Origin of the sequence: Massilia sp. MS-15, assembly GCF_020176695.1 — a bacterium.
Taxonomy (GTDB): Bacteria; Pseudomonadota; Gammaproteobacteria; order Burkholderiales; family Burkholderiaceae_D; genus Telluria; species Telluria hydrophila.
Genome location: NZ_JAIWIA010000007.1, coordinates 252191 through 275302, shown reverse-complemented (window position 1 = coordinate 275302; position 23112 = coordinate 252191). Strand labels below are relative to the sequence as shown.

The 23112-nt window shown below is 69.4% G+C and carries 20 protein-coding genes; 14 read left to right on the top strand and 6 right to left on the bottom strand.

Annotated features, from left to right (window positions below):
- The first annotated feature begins 61 nt into the window (after positions 1-61).
- Genes wrbA through LCI23_RS04905 form a run of 8 tightly spaced genes read left to right on the top strand, consistent with a single transcriptional unit; the run spans position 62 to position 9565 of the window.
- The gene (gene wrbA, locus LCI23_RS04940; protein WP_224944900.1) at positions 62-682 is read left to right on the top strand and encodes an NAD(P)H:quinone oxidoreductase; all 621 of its coding nucleotides are present in this window, start codon (positions 62-64) and stop codon (positions 680-682) included.
- Entirely contained in the window at positions 682-1080 is a 399-nt protein-coding gene (locus LCI23_RS04935) for a DUF2069 domain-containing protein (RefSeq protein ID WP_224944899.1), read from the top strand. Before wrbA ends, LCI23_RS04935 begins: the two co-directional genes overlap by 1 nt.
- On the top strand, positions 1073-2482 hold the full coding sequence (locus LCI23_RS04930; RefSeq protein ID WP_224944897.1) for an FAD-binding oxidoreductase: 1410 nt from the start codon (positions 1073-1075) through the stop codon (positions 2480-2482). Before LCI23_RS04935 ends, LCI23_RS04930 begins: the two co-directional genes overlap by 8 nt.
- 13 nt (positions 2483-2495) lie before the next feature.
- On the top strand, positions 2496-2918 hold the full coding sequence (locus LCI23_RS04925; protein WP_224944895.1) for a DUF4124 domain-containing protein: 423 nt from the start codon (positions 2496-2498) through the stop codon (positions 2916-2918).
- Positions 2906-5467, top strand: a complete 2562-nt coding sequence (locus LCI23_RS04920) for an FtsX-like permease family protein (RefSeq protein ID WP_224944893.1) — start codon at positions 2906-2908, stop codon at positions 5465-5467. The genes LCI23_RS04925 and LCI23_RS04920 overlap by 13 nt, the downstream gene beginning before the upstream one ends.
- Positions 5468-6550, top strand: coding sequence for a carotenoid 1,2-hydratase (locus tag LCI23_RS04915; protein ID WP_224944891.1), 1083 nt, complete (start codon positions 5468-5470; stop codon positions 6548-6550).
- 34 nt (positions 6551-6584) lie between these two features.
- Positions 6585-8435 (top strand): ABC transporter transmembrane domain-containing protein, encoded by a 1851-nt coding sequence (locus LCI23_RS04910; protein ID WP_224944889.1) that lies wholly within the window; start codon positions 6585-6587, stop codon positions 8433-8435.
- A 23-nt stretch (positions 8436-8458) separates the two neighbouring features.
- Positions 8459-9565: a low specificity L-threonine aldolase gene (locus LCI23_RS04905; protein WP_224944969.1), complete on the top strand. Its 1107-nt coding sequence runs from the start codon at positions 8459-8461 to the stop codon at positions 9563-9565.
- Here the strand turns inward: LCI23_RS04905 and LCI23_RS04900 are convergent.
- On the bottom strand, positions 9562-9903 hold the full coding sequence (locus LCI23_RS04900) for a hypothetical protein (RefSeq protein WP_224944888.1): 342 nt from the start codon (positions 9901-9903) through the stop codon (positions 9562-9564). The two genes, LCI23_RS04905 and LCI23_RS04900, sit on opposite strands and share 4 nt — an antisense overlap.
- 120 nt (positions 9904-10023) lie before the next feature.
- Between LCI23_RS04900 and LCI23_RS04895 the strand changes: the two genes are divergently transcribed.
- The 5 genes from LCI23_RS04895 to LCI23_RS04875 all read left to right on the top strand — a co-directional run bounded on the left by LCI23_RS04895 (position 10024) and on the right by LCI23_RS04875 (position 16522).
- Positions 10024-11961, top strand: a complete 1938-nt coding sequence (locus LCI23_RS04895; RefSeq protein ID WP_224944887.1) for a hypothetical protein — start codon at positions 10024-10026, stop codon at positions 11959-11961.
- A 78-nt stretch (positions 11962-12039) separates the two neighbouring features.
- Positions 12040-12834, top strand: coding sequence for a thymidylate synthase (locus tag LCI23_RS04890; RefSeq protein ID WP_224944883.1), 795 nt, complete (start codon positions 12040-12042; stop codon positions 12832-12834).
- A 99-nt stretch (positions 12835-12933) separates the two neighbouring features.
- Positions 12934-13449 (top strand): dihydrofolate reductase, encoded by a 516-nt coding sequence (locus LCI23_RS04885; protein WP_224944881.1) that lies wholly within the window; start codon positions 12934-12936, stop codon positions 13447-13449.
- A gap of 1 nt (position 13450) precedes the next feature.
- Complete coding sequence (locus LCI23_RS04880; protein ID WP_224944879.1) at positions 13451-14089, top strand: DUF4337 domain-containing protein; 639 nt, start codon at positions 13451-13453, stop codon at positions 14087-14089.
- 174 nt (positions 14090-14263) lie between these two features.
- Positions 14264-16522 carry an arginine/lysine/ornithine decarboxylase gene (locus tag LCI23_RS04875; RefSeq protein WP_224944877.1) on the top strand — a complete coding sequence of 753 codons (2259 nt, stop codon included), beginning with the start codon at positions 14264-14266 and terminating at the stop codon, positions 16520-16522.
- Positions 16523-16718: 196 nt separating this feature from the next.
- Here the strand turns inward: LCI23_RS04875 and LCI23_RS04870 are convergent, their stop codons facing one another.
- The 5 genes from LCI23_RS04870 to LCI23_RS04850 form a co-directional block, all read right to left on the bottom strand.
- Positions 16719-17384, bottom strand: a complete 666-nt coding sequence (locus LCI23_RS04870) for a cation transporter (RefSeq protein ID WP_224944875.1) — start codon at positions 17382-17384, stop codon at positions 16719-16721.
- A 55-nt stretch (positions 17385-17439) separates the two neighbouring features.
- Entirely contained in the window at positions 17440-18006 is a 567-nt protein-coding gene (dcd, locus tag LCI23_RS04865; protein WP_224944872.1) for a dCTP deaminase, read from the bottom strand.
- A gap of 37 nt (positions 18007-18043) precedes the next feature.
- Positions 18044-18877 (bottom strand): alpha/beta fold hydrolase, encoded by an 834-nt coding sequence (locus LCI23_RS04860; protein ID WP_224944870.1) that lies wholly within the window; start codon positions 18875-18877, stop codon positions 18044-18046.
- 63 nt (positions 18878-18940) lie between these two features.
- Positions 18941-20023: a hypothetical protein gene (locus tag LCI23_RS04855; protein WP_224944868.1), complete on the bottom strand. Its 1083-nt coding sequence runs from the start codon at positions 20021-20023 to the stop codon at positions 18941-18943.
- A gap of 113 nt (positions 20024-20136) precedes the next feature.
- Positions 20137-22488: a DNA internalization-related competence protein ComEC/Rec2 gene (locus LCI23_RS04850; protein WP_224944859.1), complete on the bottom strand. Its 2352-nt coding sequence runs from the start codon at positions 22486-22488 to the stop codon at positions 20137-20139.
- Between the two features lie 270 nt (positions 22489-22758).
- Here LCI23_RS04850 and LCI23_RS04845 point away from each other — a divergent pair, with 270 nt between their 5' ends.
- Complete coding sequence (locus tag LCI23_RS04845) at positions 22759-23103, top strand: hypothetical protein (protein ID WP_224944858.1); 345 nt, start codon at positions 22759-22761, stop codon at positions 23101-23103.
- Positions 23104-23112: the final 9 nt, after the last annotated feature.

Sequence of the window (23112 nt, the reverse complement as noted above, 5' to 3'; positions counted from 1 at the left end):
GCTATTCGATTCGTCCCGCAAAGGGCATGTCAATTGAGCAAAGCGACCTATAATACCAACGATGAAGCCGACCCAGACTCCCAACCTGATCATTCTCGTGCTGTACTACTCGCGCCACGGCGCCACCCGCAAGCTGGCTGAACTGGTCGCCCAGGGCATCGAGAGCGTGCCGGGGATCGAGGCGCGCCTGCGCACGGTGCCCGCCGTCTCCACCGTGGCCGAAGCCACCGCGCCCGACATTCCCACCGAAGGCGCGCCCTATGTCGAGCTGGAGGACCTGCGCGAGTGCGCCGGCCTGGCGCTCGGCTCCCCGACCCGTTTCGGCAACATGGCGGCCGCCGTCAAGTACTTCCTCGACGGCACCGCCGCCGACTGGGTCAACGGCACGCTGTCGGGCAAGCCGGCGGTGGTGTTTACTTCCACCGGTAGCCTGCACGGCGGCCAGGAGTCGACCCTGCTGTCGATGATGCTGCCTTTGCTGCACCACGGCATGCTGGTCATGGGCCTGCCCTATACCCACCCCGAACTGATGAACACGGCCAGCGGCGGCAGCCCGTACGGCGCTTCGCACTGGGCCGGCGCCGATGGCAAGCGACCGTTGAGCGAGGACGAGCGCGTGCTGACGATCGCGCTCGGCAAGCGCCTGGCCACGGCCGCCCTCAAACTGCACGGAATGCACTGATGGATACCGCAAAAGTCTTTCATGCCGGAGCGATCGCGAGCCTGATCTGGCTCATCGGCTGGCTGGTGGCCTGGGAAGTACTGGTCGCGCCCCTGCACCCGGGCGGCTCGCTGCTGGCCCTGAAAGCCCTGCCCCTGCTCCTGCCCCTGCGCGGCGTCATCAAGCGCGACCTGTACACCCTGCAGTGGTCGTCGATGGTGATCCTCGTGTATTTCGCTGAAGGCGTGGTGCGTGCCTGGGCCGACACCGTGCCGGCCTCGCGCGCCATGGCGATCGGCGAGATCGTGCTGGTGGTGGTGTACTACGCCTGCGCCCTGCTGTTCCTGCATCCGTACAAGAAGGAAGCCAAGCGCCTGGCCAAGGAACTGCTCGACAAGGTCAAAGTGCCCCATGACTGAGGCGCTGCTGGCGCGCCTCGGCGCGGTCGTCGGCGCGCCCCATGTCCTGGCCGATGCCGCCGCGATGGCGCCTTTCCTGGAAGACTGGCGCGGCCGCTTCACCGGCCGCGCGCGCGCCGTGGTGCTGCCGGCCGACACCGCGCAGGTGGCCGCCGTGGTCCAGGCCTGCGCCGCCGAACGGGTGCCCATCGTGCCGCAGGGCGGACGCACCGGGCTGGTGCTGGGCAGCGTGCCCGATGCCAGCGGCAGCGCCATCGTGCTCTCGCTGCGGCGCCTGAACCGGATCCGCCAGGTCGATGCCGCCAACGGCAGCATGACGGTGGAGGCAGGCTGCATCCTGGCCGATGCGCAGGCCGCCGCGCAGCAAGCCGGCATGCTGTTCCCGTTGTCGCTGGCCAGCGAAGGCAGCTGCACCATCGGCGGCAACCTGTCCAGCAACGCGGGCGGCACCGCCGTGCTGCGCTACGGGAACATGCGCGAACTGTGCCTGGGCCTCGAAGTGGTCACGGCACAGGGCCAGGTGTGGGACGGCCTGCGCGGCCTGCGCAAGGACAATACCGGCTATGCGCTGCGCGACCTGTTCATCGGCGCCGAAGGCACGCTGGGCGTCATCACGGCCGCCGTGCTGAAACTCCATCCGCAACCGAAGGCGGCCCGCAGCGCCCTGGTGGCGCTGCACACGCCGCAAGACGCGCTGGACCTGCTGTCCCTGCTGCAGGCGCGCTGCGGCGCCACGCTGACCGGCTACGAACTGATGTCGGCCTTCTGCCTCGACCTGGTCGCCAGCCAGTTCCCGGCCCTGCCGCGGCCCTTCGCCGCGCCGCCTCCGTACACGGCCCTGGTCGAACTGTCGAGCGAGGAATCGGATGCGCACGCGGCCGGCCTGCTCGAGGGTGCGCTCGGCGCCGCGCTGGACGCGGGCGTCGCCTGCGACGCGGTCGTCGCAAGCTCGCTCGGCCAGTCGCGCGGCCTGTGGCAGCTGCGCGAACACATCCCGCTGGCCCAGGCCGCGGCCGGCAAGAACATCAAGCACGACATCTCGCTGCCGGTGTCCGCCATCCCGGAATTCATCGCGCGCACCGGGGCCGCCCTGGCAGCGGCGCATCCGGGCTGCCAGGTGGTCTGCTTCGGCCACCTGGGCGATGGCAACCTGCACTACAACGTCGCGCCGCCACCCGGCGTCGCGCACGCGGCCTTCCTGGCGCAGGAACCGGGCGTGAACCGCATCGTGTACGACGGCGTGGCCGCCTTCGGCGGATCGATCTCGGCCGAGCACGGCATCGGCGCGCTCAAGCGTGGCGAACTGGTGCGCTACAAGAGCGCCGTCGAACTCGACATGATGCGTGCCATCAAGGCTGCGCTGGACCCGCTCGGCATTATGAATCCCGGCAAAATCCTGTGATCCCGGAGACGACATGCTGAGAATACCCGTTCTGCTGCTGTGCTGCCTGGCCGGGCCGGCCGCCGCCGCAACCGTCTACAAGTGCATCGAGAATGGCAGGCCGAGCTACAGCGACCGCCCCTGCGGCCGGACGGCGGTGCAACTGCCGGCCGCCAGCAGCGGCGCCGATCCGGAAACCCTGGCCCGCCTGGCGCGCCAGAGTGCCCTGGTGCAGGACATCGAAGGCGCGCGCGCGTTGCGCGAACAGAAGGCGGCACGCGATGCCGCGCGCACCGAACGCGCCGCGGCCGTGCAGCGCCGCCGCTGCGACAAGCTGCGGCTGGAGGCGAAATGGGCGGGTGAGGATGCCGCGCGCGCCGCGAAGGACGACGCCGGCGCGGCGCGCGTCAAGGCAAAGCGCCAGGCCGAGGCGCTGGCGGCGGAGTGTCCGCCCTGAGCCCGGCTTCCACCCTGCTGGCGCGCTGGCTCCTGTTCGGCGAGTGGCGCGCACACCCGGTGCGGGCGCTGCTGGCGGTCGCCGCGATCGCGATCGGGGTGGCGATGGGTTTCGCGATCCACCTGATCAACGCCGCCGCCTTCAACGAGTTCTCGGCCGCCGTGAAAAGCCTGTCCGGCCAGGCAGACGTCCAGGTGGCCGGGCGCGAACCGCTGTTCGACGAGGCGGTGTATGCGCAACTGGCCGCCGATCCGCGGGTGGCGGTCGCTTCTCCAATACTGGAACTGGCGGCCGGCCTGCCCGGGGCCCAGGGTGCGCTGCGCATCGTCGGCATCGACGCCCTGCGCGCGGGCTACATCACACCCGACCTCGCCGGCGTGCCCGCGGAAGGCCGCATGATGGACGTGCTGGCGGACGACGCGGTCTTCCTGTCGCCAGCCGCCCTGGCCTGGCTTGGCAAGCGCCCGGGCGACACCCTGGTGCTGCGCGCGGGCGCGGGCGACGTACGGCTGCGGGTGGCCGGCCAGGTGGCGCGCGCCCGCGCCGGCCAGCGCCTGGCCGTGATGGACATCGGCGCCATGCAGTGGCGCTTCGGCCGGCTCGGACGCCTGGCGCGGATCGACCTGAAACTGCGCGATGGCGTCGACCGTGGCGCGTTCCGGCGCGCGCTGGCGCAGGACCTGGAGCGCGCCTATCCGGGCCGCTTCGCCGTGCGCCAGCCGGACGACGGCGACCAGGAACAGCGCAACGCCAACCTGAGCCGTGCCTACCGCGTCAATCTCACGGTGCTGGCCCTGGTAGCCCTGTTCACCGGCGCCTTCCTGGTGTTTTCCACCCAGGCGCTGTCGGTGATGCGGCGCCGCGGCCAGTTCGCGCTGTTGCGCGTGCTGGGCTGGGAGCGCGGCCAGCTGCTGCGCCAGGTGCTGCTCGAAGGCGCCAGCCTGGGCGTGGCCGGGGCCCTGCTCGGCGTCGCCGGCGGCTATGCGCTGGCGGCGCTGGCGTTGCACTACTTCGGCGGCGACCTCGGGGCCGGCTACTTCCCCGGCATCCGCCCGCGGGTACAGTTCACGCCGGTGGCGGCCACCATGTTCTTCCTGCTCGGCCTGGGCGTCGCCCTGCTCGGCTGCCTGGCGCCGGCCTGGGACGCGGCGCGCGCCCGCCCCGCCCTGGCGATCAAGTCCGGCGCCGACGAGGTGGCGCTCGCGCGCCTGGCACGCGTGTGGCCGGCCCTGGCCTGCCTGGCGCTGGCGGCCGGCCTGGCGTTCGCGCCGCCGGTGTTCGAGCTGCCCCTGTTCGGCTACCTGGCGATCGCCCTGCTGCTGGTCGGCGGAATCGGCCTGATGCCGCGCCTGGCCGCGGCGGGCTTTCGCGCGCTGGAAGCCTTGATGAACCGGGCAAGGCGCGCGCCGCCGGTGCTGGCGCTGGCCGTGGCGCGCCTGGCCAACGCGCCCGGCCAGGCCTCGATCGCGCTGGGCGGGGTGCTGGCCAGCTTCAGCCTGATGGTGGCGATGGGCATCATGGTGTCCAGCTTCCGGGTCTCGGTGGACGACTGGATGGGCCACATCCTGCCGGCCGACCTGTACCTGCGCAGCGCCGCCGGCGGCAACACCGGCTTTCTCACGCCGGAGCAGCAGGCGGCGCTGGCGGCGCTGCCAGGCGTGGCCCAGGTTCACTTCCTGCGCACCCGTCCCGTTTCGCTGGCGCCGGACCGGCCGAACGTGGTGGTGGTCGCGCGCGACATCGATGCCGGCGACCCGGGCCGGCTGCTGTTCCTGGTCGGCCAGGCGGCTAGTGCGCCGCCCGGCGCGCGCCCGGCCTGGGTGTCGGAAGCGGTGGTCGACCTGTACGGCGCGCGCCCTGGCGCCACCATCACCCTGCCGCTCGGCGGGCGCCAGGCCAGCTTCTTCGTGGCCGGCGTATGGCGCGACTATGCCAACCAGGCCGGATCGATCGTGATCCGGCTGGCCGACTACCGCGCCCTGACCGGCGAGGCCGAGGTCAGCGATGCCGCCCTGTTCGCCGCGCGCGGCGGCAGCGCCGAGGCGCTCGCGGCCCAGGTACGCGCCCTGCCCTTCGGCGGCGCCCTGCAGCTGATGTCGGCCGGCGAGATCCGCAGCGCCAGCCTGCGCATCTTCGACCGCAGCTTCGCCGTCACCTACCTGCTGGAAGCGATCGCGATCGCCATCGGCCTGTCCGGCGTGGCGGCCAGCTTCTCGGCCCAGACCCTGGCGCGCGCAAAGGAGTTCGGCATGCTGCGCCACGTGGGCGTCACGCGTGGCCAGGTGCTGGGCATCCTCGCCTTCGAGGGCGGCCTGCTCACGCTGCTGGGCGTGGCCTGCGGTTTCGCGCTGGGACTGGTCATCAGCCTGATCCTGGTTTATGTTGTGAATCCCCAGTCCTTTCACTGGACGATGCAGCTGCACCTGCCGTGGACCTTGCTGGGGAGCGTCGCCGCCGTGCTGGTCGGGGCCTCGGTCGCCACCGCGCTGGTGTCGGGACGCTACGCGCTGTCGGGTGGTCCGGTACGCGCAGTCAGGGAGGATTGGTAGATGCGCGCAGCACTGGTGTGGTTCCTGTTGTTCGTGCCGATGCTGGCTGCGGTCCCGGTGCACGCCGAGCCGCCGCGCTTCGCGCCTGTAACCCCCGGCAGCGCGCTGTCCTTCCCGCAGGACTACGGCGCCCATCCGGAATTTCGCACCGAGTGGTGGTATGTCACCGGCTGGATCGAGACCCCGGATGGCAAGCCGCTCGGCTTCCAGGTCACGTTCTTTCGCAGCCGCACCGAGCACGATCCGCGCAACCCGAGCGCGTTTGCCCCGCGCCAGCTGGTGATCGGCCATGCCGCCCTGTCCGACCCGGCGCTGGGCCGCCTGGTGCACGACCAGAAGAGCGCGCGCGAAGGCTTCGGCCTGGCCTGGGCGCGCACCGGCAACACCGATCTCAAGCTCGACGACTGGCGCATGGTGCGCGACAGCGGCGGCGACTACCGGGTGACGATCCGCTCCAGCGAACTGACGCTGGAACTGCGCCTGCAGCCCACCCAGCCGCTGCTGCTGCAGGGCGAAGGCGGCTACTCGCGCAAGGGCGCCAGCCCGCAGTACGCCAGCCACTACTACAGCGAGCCGCAGCTGAAGGTGAGCGGCAAGGCCGGGCGCGCCGGCAGCCTTCCGGTGGCGGTGACGGGCAGCGCCTGGCTCGATCACGAATGGTCGAGCGAGGCCCTGCAGCCCGATGCCACCGGCTGGGACTGGATCGGGGTGAACCTCGACGACGGCGGCGCCCTCATGGCTTTCCAGATCCGCAGCAGGCAAGGTGATAAACTATGGGCGCACGCCACCTTGCGCGACCGCGCGGGCCGGGTGACCCGCTACACGCCTGAGCAGGTGAGGTTCACGCCGACCGCGCACTGGAAGTCGCCGCGCACCGGCGCCGAGTACCCGGTCGCGTTCGACGTGGCGACCGGCGGCCTGCGCTGGCAGCTCGCTCCCCTGCAGCAGGACCAGGAGCTCGATTCGCGCCGTTCGACCGGCGCGGTGTATTGGGAAGGCGCGATCACGGTCAGCCGCGATGGCCGGCGCCTGGGCCGCGGCTACCTGGAAATGACGGGCTATGTGCGCCCGATGAAGCTTTGAACGAACAAGAATACGAACGACGCCCACGCAGACGATGACTTCCAGTACCACCGGCACGACCGGTATCCCCGATACCCCCGATACCCCCGACACCGGCGGCGCCGCCCGCAAGGGCAGCCTGGCCGCCTTCAAGGGCCTGCTGCCCTACCTGGCTCCCTACCGCCGCCAGTTCCTGCTGGCCGGCATCGCGCTGCTGTTCGCGGCCGGCGCCACGCTGGCGATTCCCGCCGCCTTCAAGCAGATGATCGACCACGGCTTCGGCGCCAGCGTCGGCGCGCGCGGCATCGAGCACGTGAATGCCACCTTCCTGGCCCTGTTCGGGGTGGCCGCGGTGCTGGCCGTGGCCACCGCCGCGCGCTTCTACATGGTGTCCTGGCTGGGCGAGCGGGTGGTGGCCGACATCCGCGCCGCCGTCTACCGCCACGTGGTGCAGCAGAGCCCCGCCTTCTTCGAGACTACCCGCACCGGCGAGGTGCTGTCGCGCCTGACCACCGACACCACCCTGATCCAGACCGTGGTCGGCACCAGCATCTCGCTGGCGCTGCGCAATACCCTGCTGTTCGGTGGCGGCCTGGTGATGCTGTTCGTGACCAGTCCGAAGCTGACCGCCATCATCCTCGGCCTGCTGGTGCTGGTGGTGCTGCCGATCGTGCTGTTCGGGCGCCGCGTGCGCAAGCTCTCGCGCGACTCGCAGGACCGCATCGCCGACGCCTCGGCGCTGGCCGGCGAGATCCTCAACGCCATGCCGACCGTGCAGGCCTTCACCCACGAGTCGATCGAGGCCGGGCGCTTCCAGCACTCGGTGGAAGGCGCCTTCGGCACCGCGATCCGGCGCATCCGCGCGCGCGCCACGCTGACCATGCTGGCCATCGTGCTGGTGTTCGGCGCAATCGTGTTCGTGCTGTGGCTCGGCGCCCACGCGGTGCTCGAAGGGAACATGACGGGCGGCGACCTCGGGCAGTTCATCCTGTACGCCGCGATCGTGGCCGGCTCGATCGGCGCGCTGTCGGAAGTGATGGGCGAAGCCCAGCGCGCCGCCGGCGCCACCGAGCGCCTGCTGGAACTGCTGGCGGTACGTTCCGATATCCAGGACCCGGCGCACCCGCGTCCGCTGCCCCCGCGCCTGGCGGGCGGCGCCCGCGTCACGCTCGACGAGGTCAGCTTCAGCTATCCGTCGCGCCCTGACAGCGCCGCGCTGTCGCACCTGAGGCTCGACATCGCCGCCGGCGAGACCGTGGCCCTGGTCGGCCCTTCGGGCGCGGGCAAGACCACCCTGTTCCAGCTGCTGCTGCGCTTCTACGACCCGCAGGCAGGCAGCATCCGCCTGGACGGCATCGACATCCGCGACCTGTCGCTGCACGCGCTGCGCGATGCGATCGGCATCGTCCCCCAGGACACCGTGATCTTCTCCAGCAGCGCGCTGGAAAACATCCGCTACGGCCGGCCCGGTGCCAGCGACGAGGAAGTGATCGCGGCCGCGAAAATGGCGGCCGCCCACGAGTTCATCGAGCGCCTGCCGCAGGGCTATGGCGCCTTCCTGGGCGAGCGCGGCGTGCGCCTGTCCGGCGGCCAGCGCCAGCGCATCGCGATCGCGCGCGCCCTGCTCAAGAATCCGCCGCTGCTGCTGCTGGACGAAGCGACCAGCGCGCTCGATGCCGAATCCGAGCGCCTCGTGCAGCGCGCGCTGGAGGCGGCGATGGTGGGCCGCACCACCATCATCATCGCGCACCGCCTGGCCACCGTGCAGCGCGCCGACCGCATCATCGTGCTGGACGAAGGCCGGGTGGTGGAAGCCGGCACCCATGCGGCGCTGGTGGCGCACGGGGGCGTGTACGCCAACCTGGCGGCGCTGCAGTTCGGCGCGCACGCGCCGGCCGTGGCCTAGCGGAGTCGAACGCGATGAGCGCGATGAGCGACAGCGCGCTGCAGCGCCAGTGCCACACGGTGCTCCCGGGACACCGCGCGCGCACGCCGGCCGAGCTGTTCGCGGCGATGGCGGCATGGTGCGAAGCGAACGGCGTCGAGCACGACGTGTACGGCAGCGGCGCCCTGCTGCAGGCCTTCGAGGCGCGTATCGCGCAGCTGCTCGGCAAGGAAGCGGCCGTGTTCTGCATCAGCGGCACCATGGCCCAGGTGACGGCCCTGCGCCTGGCCTGCGAGGACCGCGCGCGCACACTCGCCGCGCTGCATCCGACTTCGCACATCTTCGTGCACGAGCGCTCCAACTACCAGCTGCTGGGCCACTTCAAGGCGCTGCAGGCGGGCGAGCGGCACAGGCCCTGGACGGTGGCCGACCTGGCGGCGATTCCCGACCGGCTGGGCGCGGTCGGGCTCGAACTGCCACTGCGCGAGATCGGCGGCCAGCTGTCTTCCTGGGACGAACTGGAGGCGATCAAGGCCCATTGCCAGGCGCGCGGCGTCCACCTGCACATGGACGGGGCGCGCCTGTGGGAAGCGGCCGCCGGCTACGCGCGGCCGCTGCATGAGGTGGCGGCCGGCTTCGATTCGGTCTATGTTTCGCTGTACAAGGGCATCGGCGGCCTCGGTGGCGCCATGCTGGCGGGTAGCGGGGAATTCGTGGCGCGCGCCGCGGAATGGTTCCGGCGCCAGGGCGGCAACGTGATCCACCGCTCGCCCTATGTGGTGGCGGCGGCGATGGACTTCGAGGCGCGCCTGGCGGCGATGCCGGACTACCTGGACCGCACCCGCTTCCTGTACCGGGAACTGGCGGCGCACCCGATCATCCGCGTCAACCCGGCCGCGCCGCAGGTGAACATGCTGCACCTGCATCTGCCGGTGCCGCCGGAGCGCGCACTGGCGATCCGGCGCGAGCTGGCCGAGCGCCACGGCACCTGGATATTCAACCGCATTGCCGGCGGTGTAATGCCCGGCACCAGCTACTTCGAGCTGTATGTGGGCGATAACCTGCTGCATGCGCCGGACGAGCGGGTGCGCGCCGCGCTGGCGCTGTTCGCGCACGCCCTCGCCACGCCGGCCCGAGAAGGCGGACCTTAGCGATCCGGCGCGGAGGCGATCCGCGCATACCACCCGGCGTACGGGGTGTTCTTCACCATCCGCCGGTTGTAGTCCGGGGCGCCGTCGCTCCACCACACGGGACCGCGCTCGCCCAGCGCCCGCTTGGCCTGATCGACCGCGGTACGCGCGGCGCGCTCCGCTTCAGGCTCGCCCGCGCGCCTGGCCGCGCCGACCCGCCGGCGCGCCTCCATCAGCGCATCGACCAGTTGCTGGCGCCGTTGTTCCGGCAGCGCGGGATTGCTGCTGCGCCAGAGCCGGCCGCGTACGACGAAGTAGCGGCCGTCCGGCGTGCTCGGGTAGCGGTCGGGTTCTGCCATGGCGCCAGTCTAGCGCAGCGCGGCGGCGGGCAGCGTCCGCCAGCAGTCGGGCGCGCCGGGCGGCCGCCGCGGTGTCGCCTGCCCTTGGTAGAATCACGCGTTTGCATATTGCCCAGTTCCATGCCACGACCCGCCCCTGCCGGCGCGCCCCTGTACGCGCGCATTGCCTTTGCCGTCCTGTGCGCCGTGTTCGCACTGGCCTGCCTGGCAAAGGCGCGCCTGATCGGCGACGGCATGGAATACCTGGCCATGGCGCAGGGCTTCGTCGCCCACGGTTCGCCCGAACTGCGGCGCTCCGACGTGGAAGCGTTCAAGGCCATGCCGCCGCATGCGCTGGCGCGCGCGCGGCTGCAGCCAGGCATGCTCGAACCGGCCCTCGAACGCATTGAGCGCGACGGCGACATCGTGCACGGATTCGCGCGCGCCCTCGACGGCAGCGTGCGCGCCATCCACTTCTGGATGTACTCGCTGCTGGCCGCGCCCTTCTACGCGCTGGCGGTGGCGCTCGGCCAGAACCCCTTCATGGCCCTGGCCGCGCTGAACCTCGCCATCCTGGCGCTTGCCGCCTGGCGCCTGGTACGCTGGTTCCCCACCGCCGGGCTGCCGGAACTGTCCCTGCTGCTGCTCATGGGACCCATCTACTACACGGTGTGGAGCGGCCCGGAACTGATGGCCGGCTGCTGCGTGTTGTTCGCCGTGCTGGCGGCGCTGCGGCGCGACCTGGCGCTGACGGTGGCGCTGGCTGGCCTGGGCGCAACCCAGAATCCATCGATCGCCGGCCTGATCCCGGCCGCCGCGGGCTATGCGCTGCTGTACCGCTGGCGGCCCGCGCTGGCGCTGGCGGCGCCCCCGGCAAGCGCGCGCCGGCTGCTGCGCGCCGTCCTGCTGATCGCGGCAGGCATCGCCCTGGCCGTGCTGCCCTACTGGTACAACCAGCGCTGGTTCGGCACGCCGAGCATCATCGGACACTATTACACCGACCCCGGGCTGGTGCGCCCGGAGCGCCTGTTTTCCTTCCTGTTCGACCTGAACCAGGGCCTGGTGTTCGGCCTGCCAGGACTGTTCTCCTGCGCGGCGGCATTGCTGCTGGCCTGCGCGCCCGAGCGGCGCCGCGCCTGGATGCTGCACACGGCGATCGCGCTGCTGCTTTGCCTGGGCCTGGCGCTGCCGACGCTGGCGGCGAGCAACTGGAGCAGCGGCGCGATCGTCGTCGCGCGCTACGCCTATTGGACGGCGATGCCGCTGCTGGCGGTCGCCCTGGCGGGGCTGGCCGAATGCGCGGCGCGGCGGCGCTGGAGCGCACTGGCGGTGGCCGTGCTGCTGCAGGCGCTGGCGGCCTGGCTGGTGCTGCCGCCACGGCATGCGCCGACGCGGCATGGACGGCTCGCCGGATGGGTGCTCGACCATGCACCGCAGCGCTACCATCCGGATCCGGAAATCTTCCTGGAACGCGAGCGCGGCCGCGAGGACTTCACGACCCACGACCAGGTGGTGTTGCACCGCGGGCCGCAAGGTCCGAACAAGCTGCTGCGCTTCTGGGCCAACAGCGAGGACACGGCGGGGCTGTGCGCACCGGGCAGCCACCTCGCCGCGGGGAGGATCGTGACACTGGCCTCGGGCTGGCGCTATCACGACGCGCCGCTGCGCTGCATCCCGGGCGCGGCGCCGGCGCTGCGCATCGCCGTCGGGCCGGCGCCGTCCGCGGGCCTGTCGCTTGGCGCGGGCTGGTCGCCGGTGGCGGGCCAGTCGGTCTGGAACGTGGGACAGCGGGCGCGCCTGCGCGTCACGCCGCCGCCGGGACGCCAGGTGCGCGCGCTCGGGCTGGTCGGCTACTACCATGCGCATGGCGTGCGCGCATCGCGCGTCGTCGTCAACGGCACCGACCTCGGCACCCATGCCCTCGGCCAGGCCCCGCTCGCGCTGCCGGAGGCGCTCGGCGCCGCACCCGTGCTGGACATCGCGCTTACCCACACCCGTGCGCCGCGGCCCACCGGCGGCAGCGATCCGCGCCCGCTCGGCTTCTTCCTGCACGGCGTCCACCTCGAATTCGCGCAGTAAACGACCTGCGCGGCGGGCGGCGGCACGGATGCCGGTATTACAAGCTACAATAGCGGGCTGTCATCCAATTCGATCCCCATGCGCCAATACCTCGACTTCATGCGCCATGTGAAAGAGCATGGCGCGGTCAAGACCGACCGCACCGGTACCGGCACGCTCTCGGTGTTCGGCCACCAGATGCGCTTCGACCTGCAACAGGGCTTTCCGCTCCTGACCACCAAGAAGGTCCATCTCAAGTCCATCATCCATGAACTGATCTGGTTCCTGCAGGGCTCGACCAACATCGCCTACCTGAAACAGAACGGCGTGAGCATCTGGGACGAGTGGGCCGACGAACACGGCGAGCTCGGTCCGATCTACGGCTACCAGTGGCGCAGCTGGCCCACGCCTTCGGGCGGGCACATCGACCAGGTGACCCAGGTGCTGGACCAGATCCGCCACTCGCCGGATTCGCGCCGGATGATCGTCTCGGCCTGGAACGTGGCCGACGTGCCGGCCATGAAGCTCCCGCCCTGCCACGCCCTGTTCCAGTTCTACGTGGCCGACGGCAGACTGTCCTGCCAGCTGTACCAGCGCAGCGCCGACATCTTCCTGGGCGTGCCCTTCAACATCGCCTCGTATGCGCTGCTGACCCACATGATGGCCCAGCAGGCCGGGCTCGAGGTGGGCGAGTTCATCTGGACCGGCGGCGACTGCCACCTGTACAACAACCACCTGGAGCAGGTGGCGCTGCAGCTGTCGCGCACCCCGAAGGCCCTGCCGCGCCTGGCCATCCTGCGCAAGCCCGACTCGCTGTTCGACTACCGCTACGAGGATTTCGCGCTCGAAGGCTACGATCCGGATCCCGCGATCCGCGCGCCAGTGGCGGTCTGAGCCTGCTGTCCCGGACGCGCGTCAGGCCATGCATATCGCTTGACACGTCCGTTTTAATACAACAACAATTCAGGTCTTGAACACGATGGAGCGCACACGATGATGCCCGAGGCACAAGCAACGGCCGGCCCGCGCCTGAGCCTGGTGGTGGCGATCGATGCCAGGGGCGGCATCGGGATCGACAACCGCCTGCCCTGGCACCTGCCGCAGGACCTGGCGCACTTCAAGCGCGTCACCCTGGGCAAGCCGGTCATCATGGGACGCAAGACCTTCGACTCGATCGGCCGTCCGCTGCCGGGGCGGCGCAACATCGTCATCACGCGCAACCCCGGCTGGTCGCACCCGGGCGCCGAGTGCGCCGGCTCGCTGGCGGAGGCGCTGGACCTGCTGGGCGGCGCGCCGGCCAGCATCATCGGCGGCGCCCAGGTCTTCAAGGAGGCGATCGCGCTGGCCGACGCCATGATCGTCACCGAGATCGACCGCGTCTACGACTGCGACACCTTCTTCCCGCCGATCGAGCGCGCCGTGTGGCGAGAGACGGCGCGCGAACCGCATCCGCCCGAGGCGGACGGCCCGGCCTACGCCTTCGTCACCTATACCCGCAGGGAGGCATGAGATGGCGGAACCGGGAACGCGCCCTCCGGGCTCGCGCGGGGGCGACGGCTTCGCCGGCAAGGTGGCGGTCCTGATCGCGATCCTGGCGACCCTGGGCACCATGTTCGGCTTCATCGGCAGCGCCGCCCACAGCAACGCGGCCCTGTACAAGAGCAACGCCGCGATCGCCAAGACCAGCGCCGCCAACGCCTGGGGCCACTATCAGGCCAAGGCCAGCCGCCAGAACCTGGCCGAGCTGGCCTCCGAGCTGCCGGGCGTGGACCAGGCCCACTACCGCGGCGAGATCCAGCGCTACGGGCAGGAGAAGGACGCCATCCGCCAGGAAGCCGAGCGCTTCGAAGCGACCTCGGACACCTGGAATACGCGCTCGGAGAAGGAGCTGCATCGCCACCGCCAGTGGTCGGCCGCTTCGGTGGCCCAGCAGATCGCGATCTCGCTGGCCGCGATTACCCTGCTGTCGCGCCGTACCTGGCTGCTGACCCTGACCAGCGCGGTGGCCGCCTTCGGCATCACGCTGGCCATCTTCGCGGCGCTCCAGGCCGATCCGCTGCCCTTCTCGTCCGGGCCGCTGGCGGCCGCCGTGGGAGCGGCGCTGCTGACCGAGGCCATGCGCCGGCTCGGGCGCCGCCTGGGCGGCTAGTGTGCGCCAGCGATTGCGCGCACTGGGTAGGCTTCATGGCCAGAATCGCAAAATAATTGCACCGGTGCGCCTGATTTCTGCGAAAATCCGTTTCCTCTTTTCCCCGGTGCCGCTGCCGGCGTCCGCTCCCTCCCGGGCCGGGCGCTTGCGCGGCGCTTCGCTTTGGAGCTGTCCATGAAATTTCGTTTCCCCATCGTCATCATCGACGAGGACTTCCGTTCCGAGAACACCTCCGGTCTCGGCATTCGCGCGCTCGCGGCCGCGATGGAGCAGGAAGGCATGGAGGTGCTCGGCCTGACCAGCTACGGCGACCTGTCCCAGTTCGCCCAGCAGCAGTCGCGCGCTTCCGCCTTCGTCCTGTCCATCGACGACGAGGAATTCGGCGGCGGCTCGGCCGAGGAAACCGATTTCGCCCTGACCGGCCTGCGCGCCTTCGTCAAGGAAATCCGCCACAAGAACGCCAACATCCCGATCTACATCTACGGCGAGACCCGCACCAGCCGCCACATCCCGAACGACATCCTGAAGGAGCTGCACGGCTTCATCCACATGTTCGAGGATACCCCGGAGTTCGTGGCGCGCCACATCATCCGCGAAGCCAAGGCCTACCTCGATTCGCTGGCGCCGCCCTTCTTCCGCGCGCTGGTCAACTACGCCTATGACGGTTCGTACTCGTGGCACTGCCCGGGCCACTCGGGCGGCGTCGCGTTCCTGAAGTCGCCGATCGGCCAGATGTTCCACCAGTTTTTTGGGGAGAACATGTTGCGCGCCGACGTCTGCAACGCGGTCGAGGAACTCGGCCAGCTGCTCGACCACACCGGCCCGGTGGCGAAATCCGAGCGCAACGCCGCGCGCATCTACAACGCCGACCACTGCTACTTCGTGACCAACGGCACCTCGACCTCGAACAAGATGGTGTGGCACAGCACGGTCGCCCCGGGCGACATCGTGGTGGTGGACCGCAACTGCCACAAGTCGATCCTGCACTCGATCATCATGTGCGGCGCGATCCCCGTGTTCCTGATGCCGACCCGGAACAACCTCGGCATCATCGGTCCGATCCCGCTGGAAGAGTTCACGCCCGAATCGATCGCCCGCAAGATCGAGGCGAATCCGTTCGCGCGCGAGGCCGTCAACAAGAAGCCGCGCATCCTCACCATCACCCAGTCGACCTACGACGGCGTGGTGTACAACGTCGAGACCCTGCGCGAAATGCTGGACGGGAAGATCGACACCCTGCACTTCGACGAAGCCTGGCTGCCGCACGCGGCCTTCCACAGCTTCTACCAGAACATGCACGCGATCGGCGAGAACCGCCCGCGCGCCAAGCAGTCCATGATTTTCTCGACCCAGTCGACGCACAAACTGCTGGCCGGCCTGTCGCAGGCCTCGCAGGTGCTGGTGCGGGAATCGGAAACCGTGAAACTCGACCAGGACGCCTTCAACGAGGCCTACCTGATGCACACCTCGACTTCGCCGCAGTACTCGATCATCGCCTCCTGCGACGTCGCCGCGGCGATGATGGAAGCGCCGGGCGGCACCGCCCTGGTGGAGGAGTCGATCCTGGAAGCGCTGGACTTCCGCCGCGCCATGAAGAAGGTCGACGCCGAGTTCGGCGACGACTGGTGGTTCAAGGTCTGGGGCCCGGACGTGCAGTCGGAAGAAGGCATCGGCACCCAGGAAGACTGGATGATCCACGCCGAGGACGACTGGCATGGCTTTGGCAAGCTGGCCCCGGGCTTCAACATGCTCGACCCGATCAAGTCGACCATCGTGACCCCGGGCCTGTCGCTGGACGGCCAGTTCGGCGAGACCGGCATCCCGGCCTCGATCGTGACCAAGTACCTGGCCGAGCACGGCGTGATCATCGAGAAGTGCGGCCTGTACTCCTTCTTCATCATGTTCACGATCGGCATCACCAAGGGTCGCTGGAACACCCTGGTGACGGCGCTGCAGCAGTTCAAGGACGACTACGACCGCAACAAGCCGATGTGGCAGGTGATGCCGCAGTTCGCCTCGGCCAACCCGCGCTACGAGAACCGCGGCCTGCGCGAGCTGTGCACCGAGATCCACCTGTTCTACAAGCAGTACGACGTGGCGCGCCTGACCACCGAGATGTATTTGTCGGACATGGTGCCGGCCATGAAGCCCTCGGACGCGTTTGCCAAGATGGCGCACCGCCAGATCGAGCGCGTGGCCATCGACGAGCTGGAAGGCCGCATCACCGCGATCCTCTTGACGCCTTACCCGCCGGGCATTCCGCTCCTGATCCCGGGCGAGCGCTTCAACAAGACCATCGTGGATTACCTGCGCTTCGCACGCGACTTCAACGAACGCTTCCCGGGCTTCGAGACCGACGTGCACGGGCTGGTGAAGCGCGAGGTGGATGGCAAGCGCGGCTACTTCGTGGATTGCGTGATGCAGGATGCGTAAGCCGCAGTAAGGGCACGAAAAAAGGGGCGCAAGCCCCTTTTTTACGCCCAAACATGCCAGATCGTAGGGTGGGCAAGTCTCTTGCCCACGCGGTCAACATACGTTGATGCAGCCCGCCCGTCCGCCCAAACCCACGCCGTCGCCGCGCGACCGAACAGTGCCAGGCGCAAGCCCCTTTTGCACCAATGAGGTCGTGTCAACGGCGTTTGAGTTCGACCGCAGCGGCGGATGCAGGCGCGGGTGCCGCAGCCTCGCGCATCTCGCGCCGTGCGTGCGTGACGACCGCATACGCGGCGGACAGGCCCAGCAGGCCCATGATGGTGGCCACCAGCAGGTCCGGCAAGCCGCTGCCGGTTCCGAACACGCCCAGGGCGGCCAGCATCACGGCCACGTTGGAGATCGCATCGTTGCGGGTGCACAGCCACACCGAACGCATGTTGGCATCGCCGTTGCGGTAGGCCCACAGGAGCGCTCCCACCGCGCAGTTTGCGAGCAAGGCAAGGAAACCGACCACACCCATGGTTTCCGCCTTCGGCACCATCCCCAGCTTGAGATGCCAGAGCGCGGTGCCGAGCACGAAGATGCCGTAGCCACCCATGGTCGCGCCCTTGAGCAGCGCGGTGCGCGAGCGCCACACCGGTGCCAGCCCGAGGACGAACAGCGAGATGCCGTAGTTGGCGGCGTCGCCAAGGAAGTCGACCGCGTCGGCCAGCAGCGCCACTGAGCCGGCCGCCCAGCCGGCGAAGATCTCCACACCAAACATCAGCGCATTGACCCAGAGCGCGATCCAGAGTACGCGCCGGTAGCGCGGATCGACCGGCGGCTTGCCAGTGGAGCAGCCGCCGCTGCAGCAATCAGCCATTCGGGTTCAGCCCATCAATATGATTCAATGTAGACAGGATAGCGCAAAATCCGAATCAGGTTTTCGGCAGCGTCACGCCATGCTGGCCCTGGTACTTGCCGCCGCGGTCCTTGTACGAGGTCTCGCAGACTTCGTCCGACTCGAAGAACAGCACCTGGGCGCAGCCCTCGCCGGCGTAGATCTTGGCCGGCAGCGGCGTGGTGTTCGAGAACTCCAGGGTCACGTAGCCTTCCCACTCGGGCTCGAACGGCGTGACGTTGACGATGATGCCGCAGCGCGCATAGGTCGACTTGCCGAGGCAGACGGTCAGCACGTTGCGCGGGATGCGGAAGTATTCGATGGTGCGCGCCAGCGCGAAGGAATTCGGCGGGATGATGCAGACATCGCTCTTGACGTCCACGAAGGAATTCGAATCGAAGTTCTTCGGGTCCACGATGGTGCTGTTGATGTTGGTGAACACCTTGAACTCGTCGGCGCAGCGGATATCGTAGCCATAGGACGAGGTACCCCAGGAGATGACGCGGCGGCCGTCCGATTCGCGCACCTGGCGCGGTTCGAAGGGTTCGATCATGCCAGTCGATTCCGCCATGCGGCGGATCCATTTATCGCTCTTGATAGCCATAGTCGGGATTCCAGAAAATCAATCCCGCGATTCTACGCTAAACGCTAGCCGCTGGCATCTTGCCGATGTCCGCCGGCGCACCGCGCAGCAGGCGTTCGATCATCGCGTGCGTCAGGTGCGCCGTTTCCTCCGGTTTTTCGAGCGGATACAGATGCCCGCCCTCGATCGTGACGAGGTGCTGGCCGACCAGACGCCGGGTCGCGTCCAGCCCGGCCTGGCGCAGCTCTTCGGAATGGCTGCCGGCGATGAAGCCGATCGGCAGCGGATAGGGTTCGCGCAGGATCGCGCCCATGTGGTGCGGCAGCGTGTTGTAGATGCGGGTCTCGACGCTGCGGTCGAACCGCAGCTGGACACCTTCCGGATGCGGCTTCAGTCCGTGCTCGAGGTAGTCGTCGAGCGCGCCCGGGGCCCAGGCCTGGAACATCGGCTTGGCGATGAAGTGCTGGTAGGCGCTGGCGCGGTCCGGCCACACGTTGCGGCGGCGCTCGGAAAAGCGCGCCGGCGAAAAGCGCGAACCCATGCCGCGCCGCTTGATGAACTTCCAGGCCAGGGCGCGCCAGCCGGCCACCACCGGCGAGTCGAGCATGACCACGGCGCACGCCAGGTCGGGACGCTGCTTGGCCGCCATCATGCTCAGCATGCCGCCCAGCGAATGGCCGACCAGCACCGGCGGGCACTCGTACCCTTCCAGCTGGTGGATGAGTTCTTCCACCAGGCCCTGCCAGCCATCGCCCACCGGGAAGCGCGGGTCGTGGCCGTACATGTCGTGGGCGCGCAGCTCGTAGTGCGCTGCCAGGGCCTGGAACAGCCGGCTGTAGGTGCCAGCCGGGTAGCTGTTCCCGTGGGAGAAGTGCAGCAGGGGTTTGCTCATGGACGGGATGCCGTTATCAACACCGAAGCATTGTAATGAAAGACGGCTGCGGGCGGACGCCGTTTAGAGGGGTTCGCCTATACCCGGGCCGTGCCGGTCGCGCCGGCCTTTCCTGCGCCCCAGCATGGCGATGGCCGCCAGGCCCGCGGGGAACATCGCGTAGGGAGCCGGCTCGGGCACCGGCTGCGCCACGGCCGGACCGCCGGGGTTCAGGATGTAGCTGACGCCGACCAGGGTCTGGGCCAGGATCTGGTGGTGGTCGTTGATGTCCATGCCCCAGGCATCCAGGTCGCTGATCCCCGGCAGGTCGTAGACCTCGCCGCCGCTGTACAGGAAACCCATGTAGCCGCCGAATACCCCGACCACCTCGCCATGGCTGTTGATGCCATAGGCGACGCTCGACATGTCCGGTCCCATCTGCTCGCCGAATTTGTCGATCAGCATGGTCCCCAGGTCGATCAGCCTCCCCTCCGGCGTCCACAGTGCGGCGCGCCCGCCCGCTTCGCCGGCGGCGTAGCCGGCATTGTTCACGACGCGCGCATGGCCGCCATTGCGGCCACCTGTGTCGAGCAGCATGACTTCCCTGCCGACGAAGCGCGCGGGGCGTTGCTTGCTACTTCCATACATGGAGGCGGTGCTGCCGACAACCATGCCCGTATCGTTGACGTCCCAGCCGAAGCTCAGGTAGTCATCCCAGCCAAGCAGCGACACCGACCCGTCCGGCCGCAGCAGCGTGGCATAGTCCGTCGGACGGCGGGCGCCCGGCTTGCGTACATCCTCGATCCGGCTCGCGACCTCGCCATGGATATTCAGGCCATGCGTGCCCAGGTGCGGGCCGAGTCTGGCCACCGAACCGTCCGGATAGTGCAAGGCGCCATTGTAGACCATGACACCGGCATCGTTGATGTCGATCATTCCGGTACCTGGCGCGAGGTAGCCCAGCTTGCCGCTACTTGCAACGAAGAACTGGTCGTCGCGGCCCTGTGGATAGGTGAAACCGACGACCTGGCCATGGTTGTTCATGCGCACGCCATAGATTCCTTCGCCGACCACGGTGGCGGTGTAGTGCGGTGTCGCGTGGACTGGTGCGGCGGTCCCGCACAGGAGCGCAAGCAGCGCGGTGGAAAGAAAGCGTGCGGTACCCATATTTTTCCTCGTTAAGAATTACATAAAGAGCAATGGATACTATTGCATCCAGACACGCATCTATTGGGATAGAACAATTTTCTGCTGCCAAGGCTTGCATGTTCCAGGCTTCTCTACCTGCCGTGCCAATAACGCTTGCGCGTTTGCCGATAGGCGCTCAGCGCCAAGGCCGGGCCAAACTGCAGGGTGACCGCGCCGGATTCATCGGTCCGTAGGCGCCGGATGCCCAGGCCGGCATAGCGCGCGTCGACCTCCGCCTTCGGATGGCGGAACCGGTTGCGATAGCCAACCTGGAAGATGCCGACGCTGGGCCCGACCGCCTCCAGGAAGGCCGCGGTGGACGAGGTGCCGCTGCCGTGGTGCGGCGCCAGCAGCACGTCCGCCCGCAGGCGTCCGGCGGCACTGCGCAGCAGCGCCCCTTCCTGGGCCGCCTCGATATCGGCCGCCAGCAGCATCGCGCGCCCGCCGGCGCTGATGCGCAGCACGCAGCTGCGCGCGTTGGCCTTCAGTCCGTGCAGCGCGTAGCTGGCGGCATCCGGACCCAGCATCTCGAAGCGCACGCCGTCCCAGCGCCAGTCCTGGCCCGCCTCGCAGCGCAGGTGGCTGCGCGCCGCGCGCCGCGCCGGATGGCCGGGGCCGAGGGACGAGCGCAGCTGCGCCACCTCGATGCCGCCCAGCAGCGTGAGTGCGCCGCCCGCGTGGTCGGTATCGCCGTGCGACACCACCAGCGTATCGAGCTTCCCGATGCCGCGCCCGCGCAGGTAGGGCAGCAGGATGCGCCCGGCCGCGTCCACGCCGGGCGCGTAGCGCGGCCCGGTGTCGTACAGCAGCCGGTGGTGACGGGTTTCGACCAGCAGGGCCATGCCCTGCCCCACATCGAAGGCGGTGACGGTGAAGCGGCCCTGCTCCGGCGCTGTCGGCAGCCCGATCAACATCGGCAGCCAGGCCGCCGCGCCGGCCCAGCGTCGCGGCCAGCCGCGCGGCGCCAGCATCCAGGCCGTACCGAGCAGGGCCAGCGCGAAGCACCAGGCCGGCGGCGCCGGCGCCTGCAGCACGGCCAGCGGGCTGGCCGCCAGCAGCCGCAGCCCGTCGGCCAGCAGCGCAAAGACGAAATGGGCCAGGCCCAGCACCGGCTGCGCCAGCGGTGCCGGCAGCAAGGCCCCGAGCAGGGCCAGCGGGGTCACCAGCAGGCTGACCACGGGAATGGCGACCGCATTCGCGAGCGGACCCGCCAGCGACACCTGGGCGAACAGCAGCATGCCCAGGGGAACCAGCCCGAGCGTGACCGCGTACTGGGTGCGCGCGGCCGCGACCAGGGTGCGGCGCCAGCCGCCGCCGCCCTCCGGCAGCCGGCCGAGGCCGGCGTACAGGATCACCGCCACCGCCCCGAACGACAGCCAGAACCCGGCGCCCAGCACCGCCCACGGATCGACCAGCACCACCACCGCCAGCGCCAGGCACAGCACATGCGACAGGCTCACCGTGCGGCCCCACCAGAGCGCGGCCGCCACCACCGCCAGCATGTAGAAGGTGCGCTGGGCCGGCACCCCGAAACCGGCCAGCAGGACGTAGAGCAGCGCGACCAGGGCCCCGGCCAGGGCCGCCGCCTTCTGCGCGGGCAAGTGCAGGGGCCAGGCCGCGCCCGCCAGGAAGCAGGAACGCCGCCACAGCATCGACACCGCCCATGCGCCCAGGCCGGCCAGCATGGTCACGTGTAAACCGGAAATCGACACCAGGTGGCTGATCCCGGTGCGGTTGAACACATCCCAGTCCGATTGCGCAATGGTCCGCTGGTCGCCGATTACCAGGGCCACGATCACGCCGGCGTAGCGCTTGCCTGCAAGCTGGGCGAAGAGGTGGCGGCGCAGCGCGGCGCGGGCACGCTCGACCAGGTGGCCAGGGCGCACCACGAAGGCGGCCAGGCGCCTATTCCCGGCCGGCCGCACATAGCCGGTGGCGCGGATGCCCTGCCCGAGCAGCCAGGCTTCGTAGTCGAAGGTATGGGGATTCGCATTGCCGTGCGGGCGCTGCAGGCGTACCTGCAGCTGCCAGCGTTCGCCCGGCCGTACCGGCTCCGGATCCGCGGCCTCGCCCCGGCGGCTGTACCAGGACAGCGCGATTCGTCCCGGCACCACGGCGCCCGGCGTCAGGACCCGTTCGACGCGGAAATTGAAACGCGTACCGCCGTCCATCGCCTGCGGCAGGCTGTCGACGGTGCCGACGATGGACACGTCCCTGCCCTCCTGCGCCCGGGGCAGCGCGTCGGCCAGCGCGAGGTGGGCGGCGATGGCGGCCCAGGCGGCGCCGCAGAGCGCCGCTGCCAGCAGGGTCGCGGGGGGGCGGCGCAGCGTACCGAGGGCCAGCGCCGCCGCCACGGCCCAGGCCAGGGTGGCGACGGCCGGCAGCTCGGCACGGGTCTGCAGCCAGCAGGCGCCGAGGACGAAGGCCAGGATCGCACAGCGCATGGTCGCGTTTCAGGCAGCCGAAGTAGTGGGGAGTCCAGCATTCTGCGCGGCGGCCGCGCGGATCGGTAGAGGCAACACAAGCCCGATCCATGCATGGCCGCAGCCGCTGGCGGGCCTGCCGGCGATTCCGCGAAACCTTGCGAAGGCGCAGTCATTGACTTGCCCAGCTTCAATCCGTGGAAGCTGAATGCAAATAGAGTGAATTCGCGTCAATGTCCTGCGGGCAGCCGATGCGCTCCGCTCGCGCCCTCCCCCATGCACGAGAAACGTATGCCGAACCGATCCCTGACTGGTCTTTTCGCACTCACCTTGTCCTGCTGGCTCTGGCCCCTGTTTCATTCGCTTGGCATCGAGCTCATCGAGGCATCCGGCTACGCGCTCAAGCTCGGCGCTTACCTGCTGAACCTGCTGGCGATGGCGGCTTCCATCGTCCTCGCCGTGCCGCTCAGCTGCTCGCTCTACCTCGCATCGAGGCGCCAGCACGCCCCCTTGAAGCCAGCGCGGATCGTCCGGCTGGTGTGCGGGTCCAGCATCGGCATCAGCAGCCTCATCATCGGGCTGTTCGCCTGGATGAACATGTTCTGCCTCGTCGGCGCCTGCCCGCGGCCGAACTGAAGCGCCCGG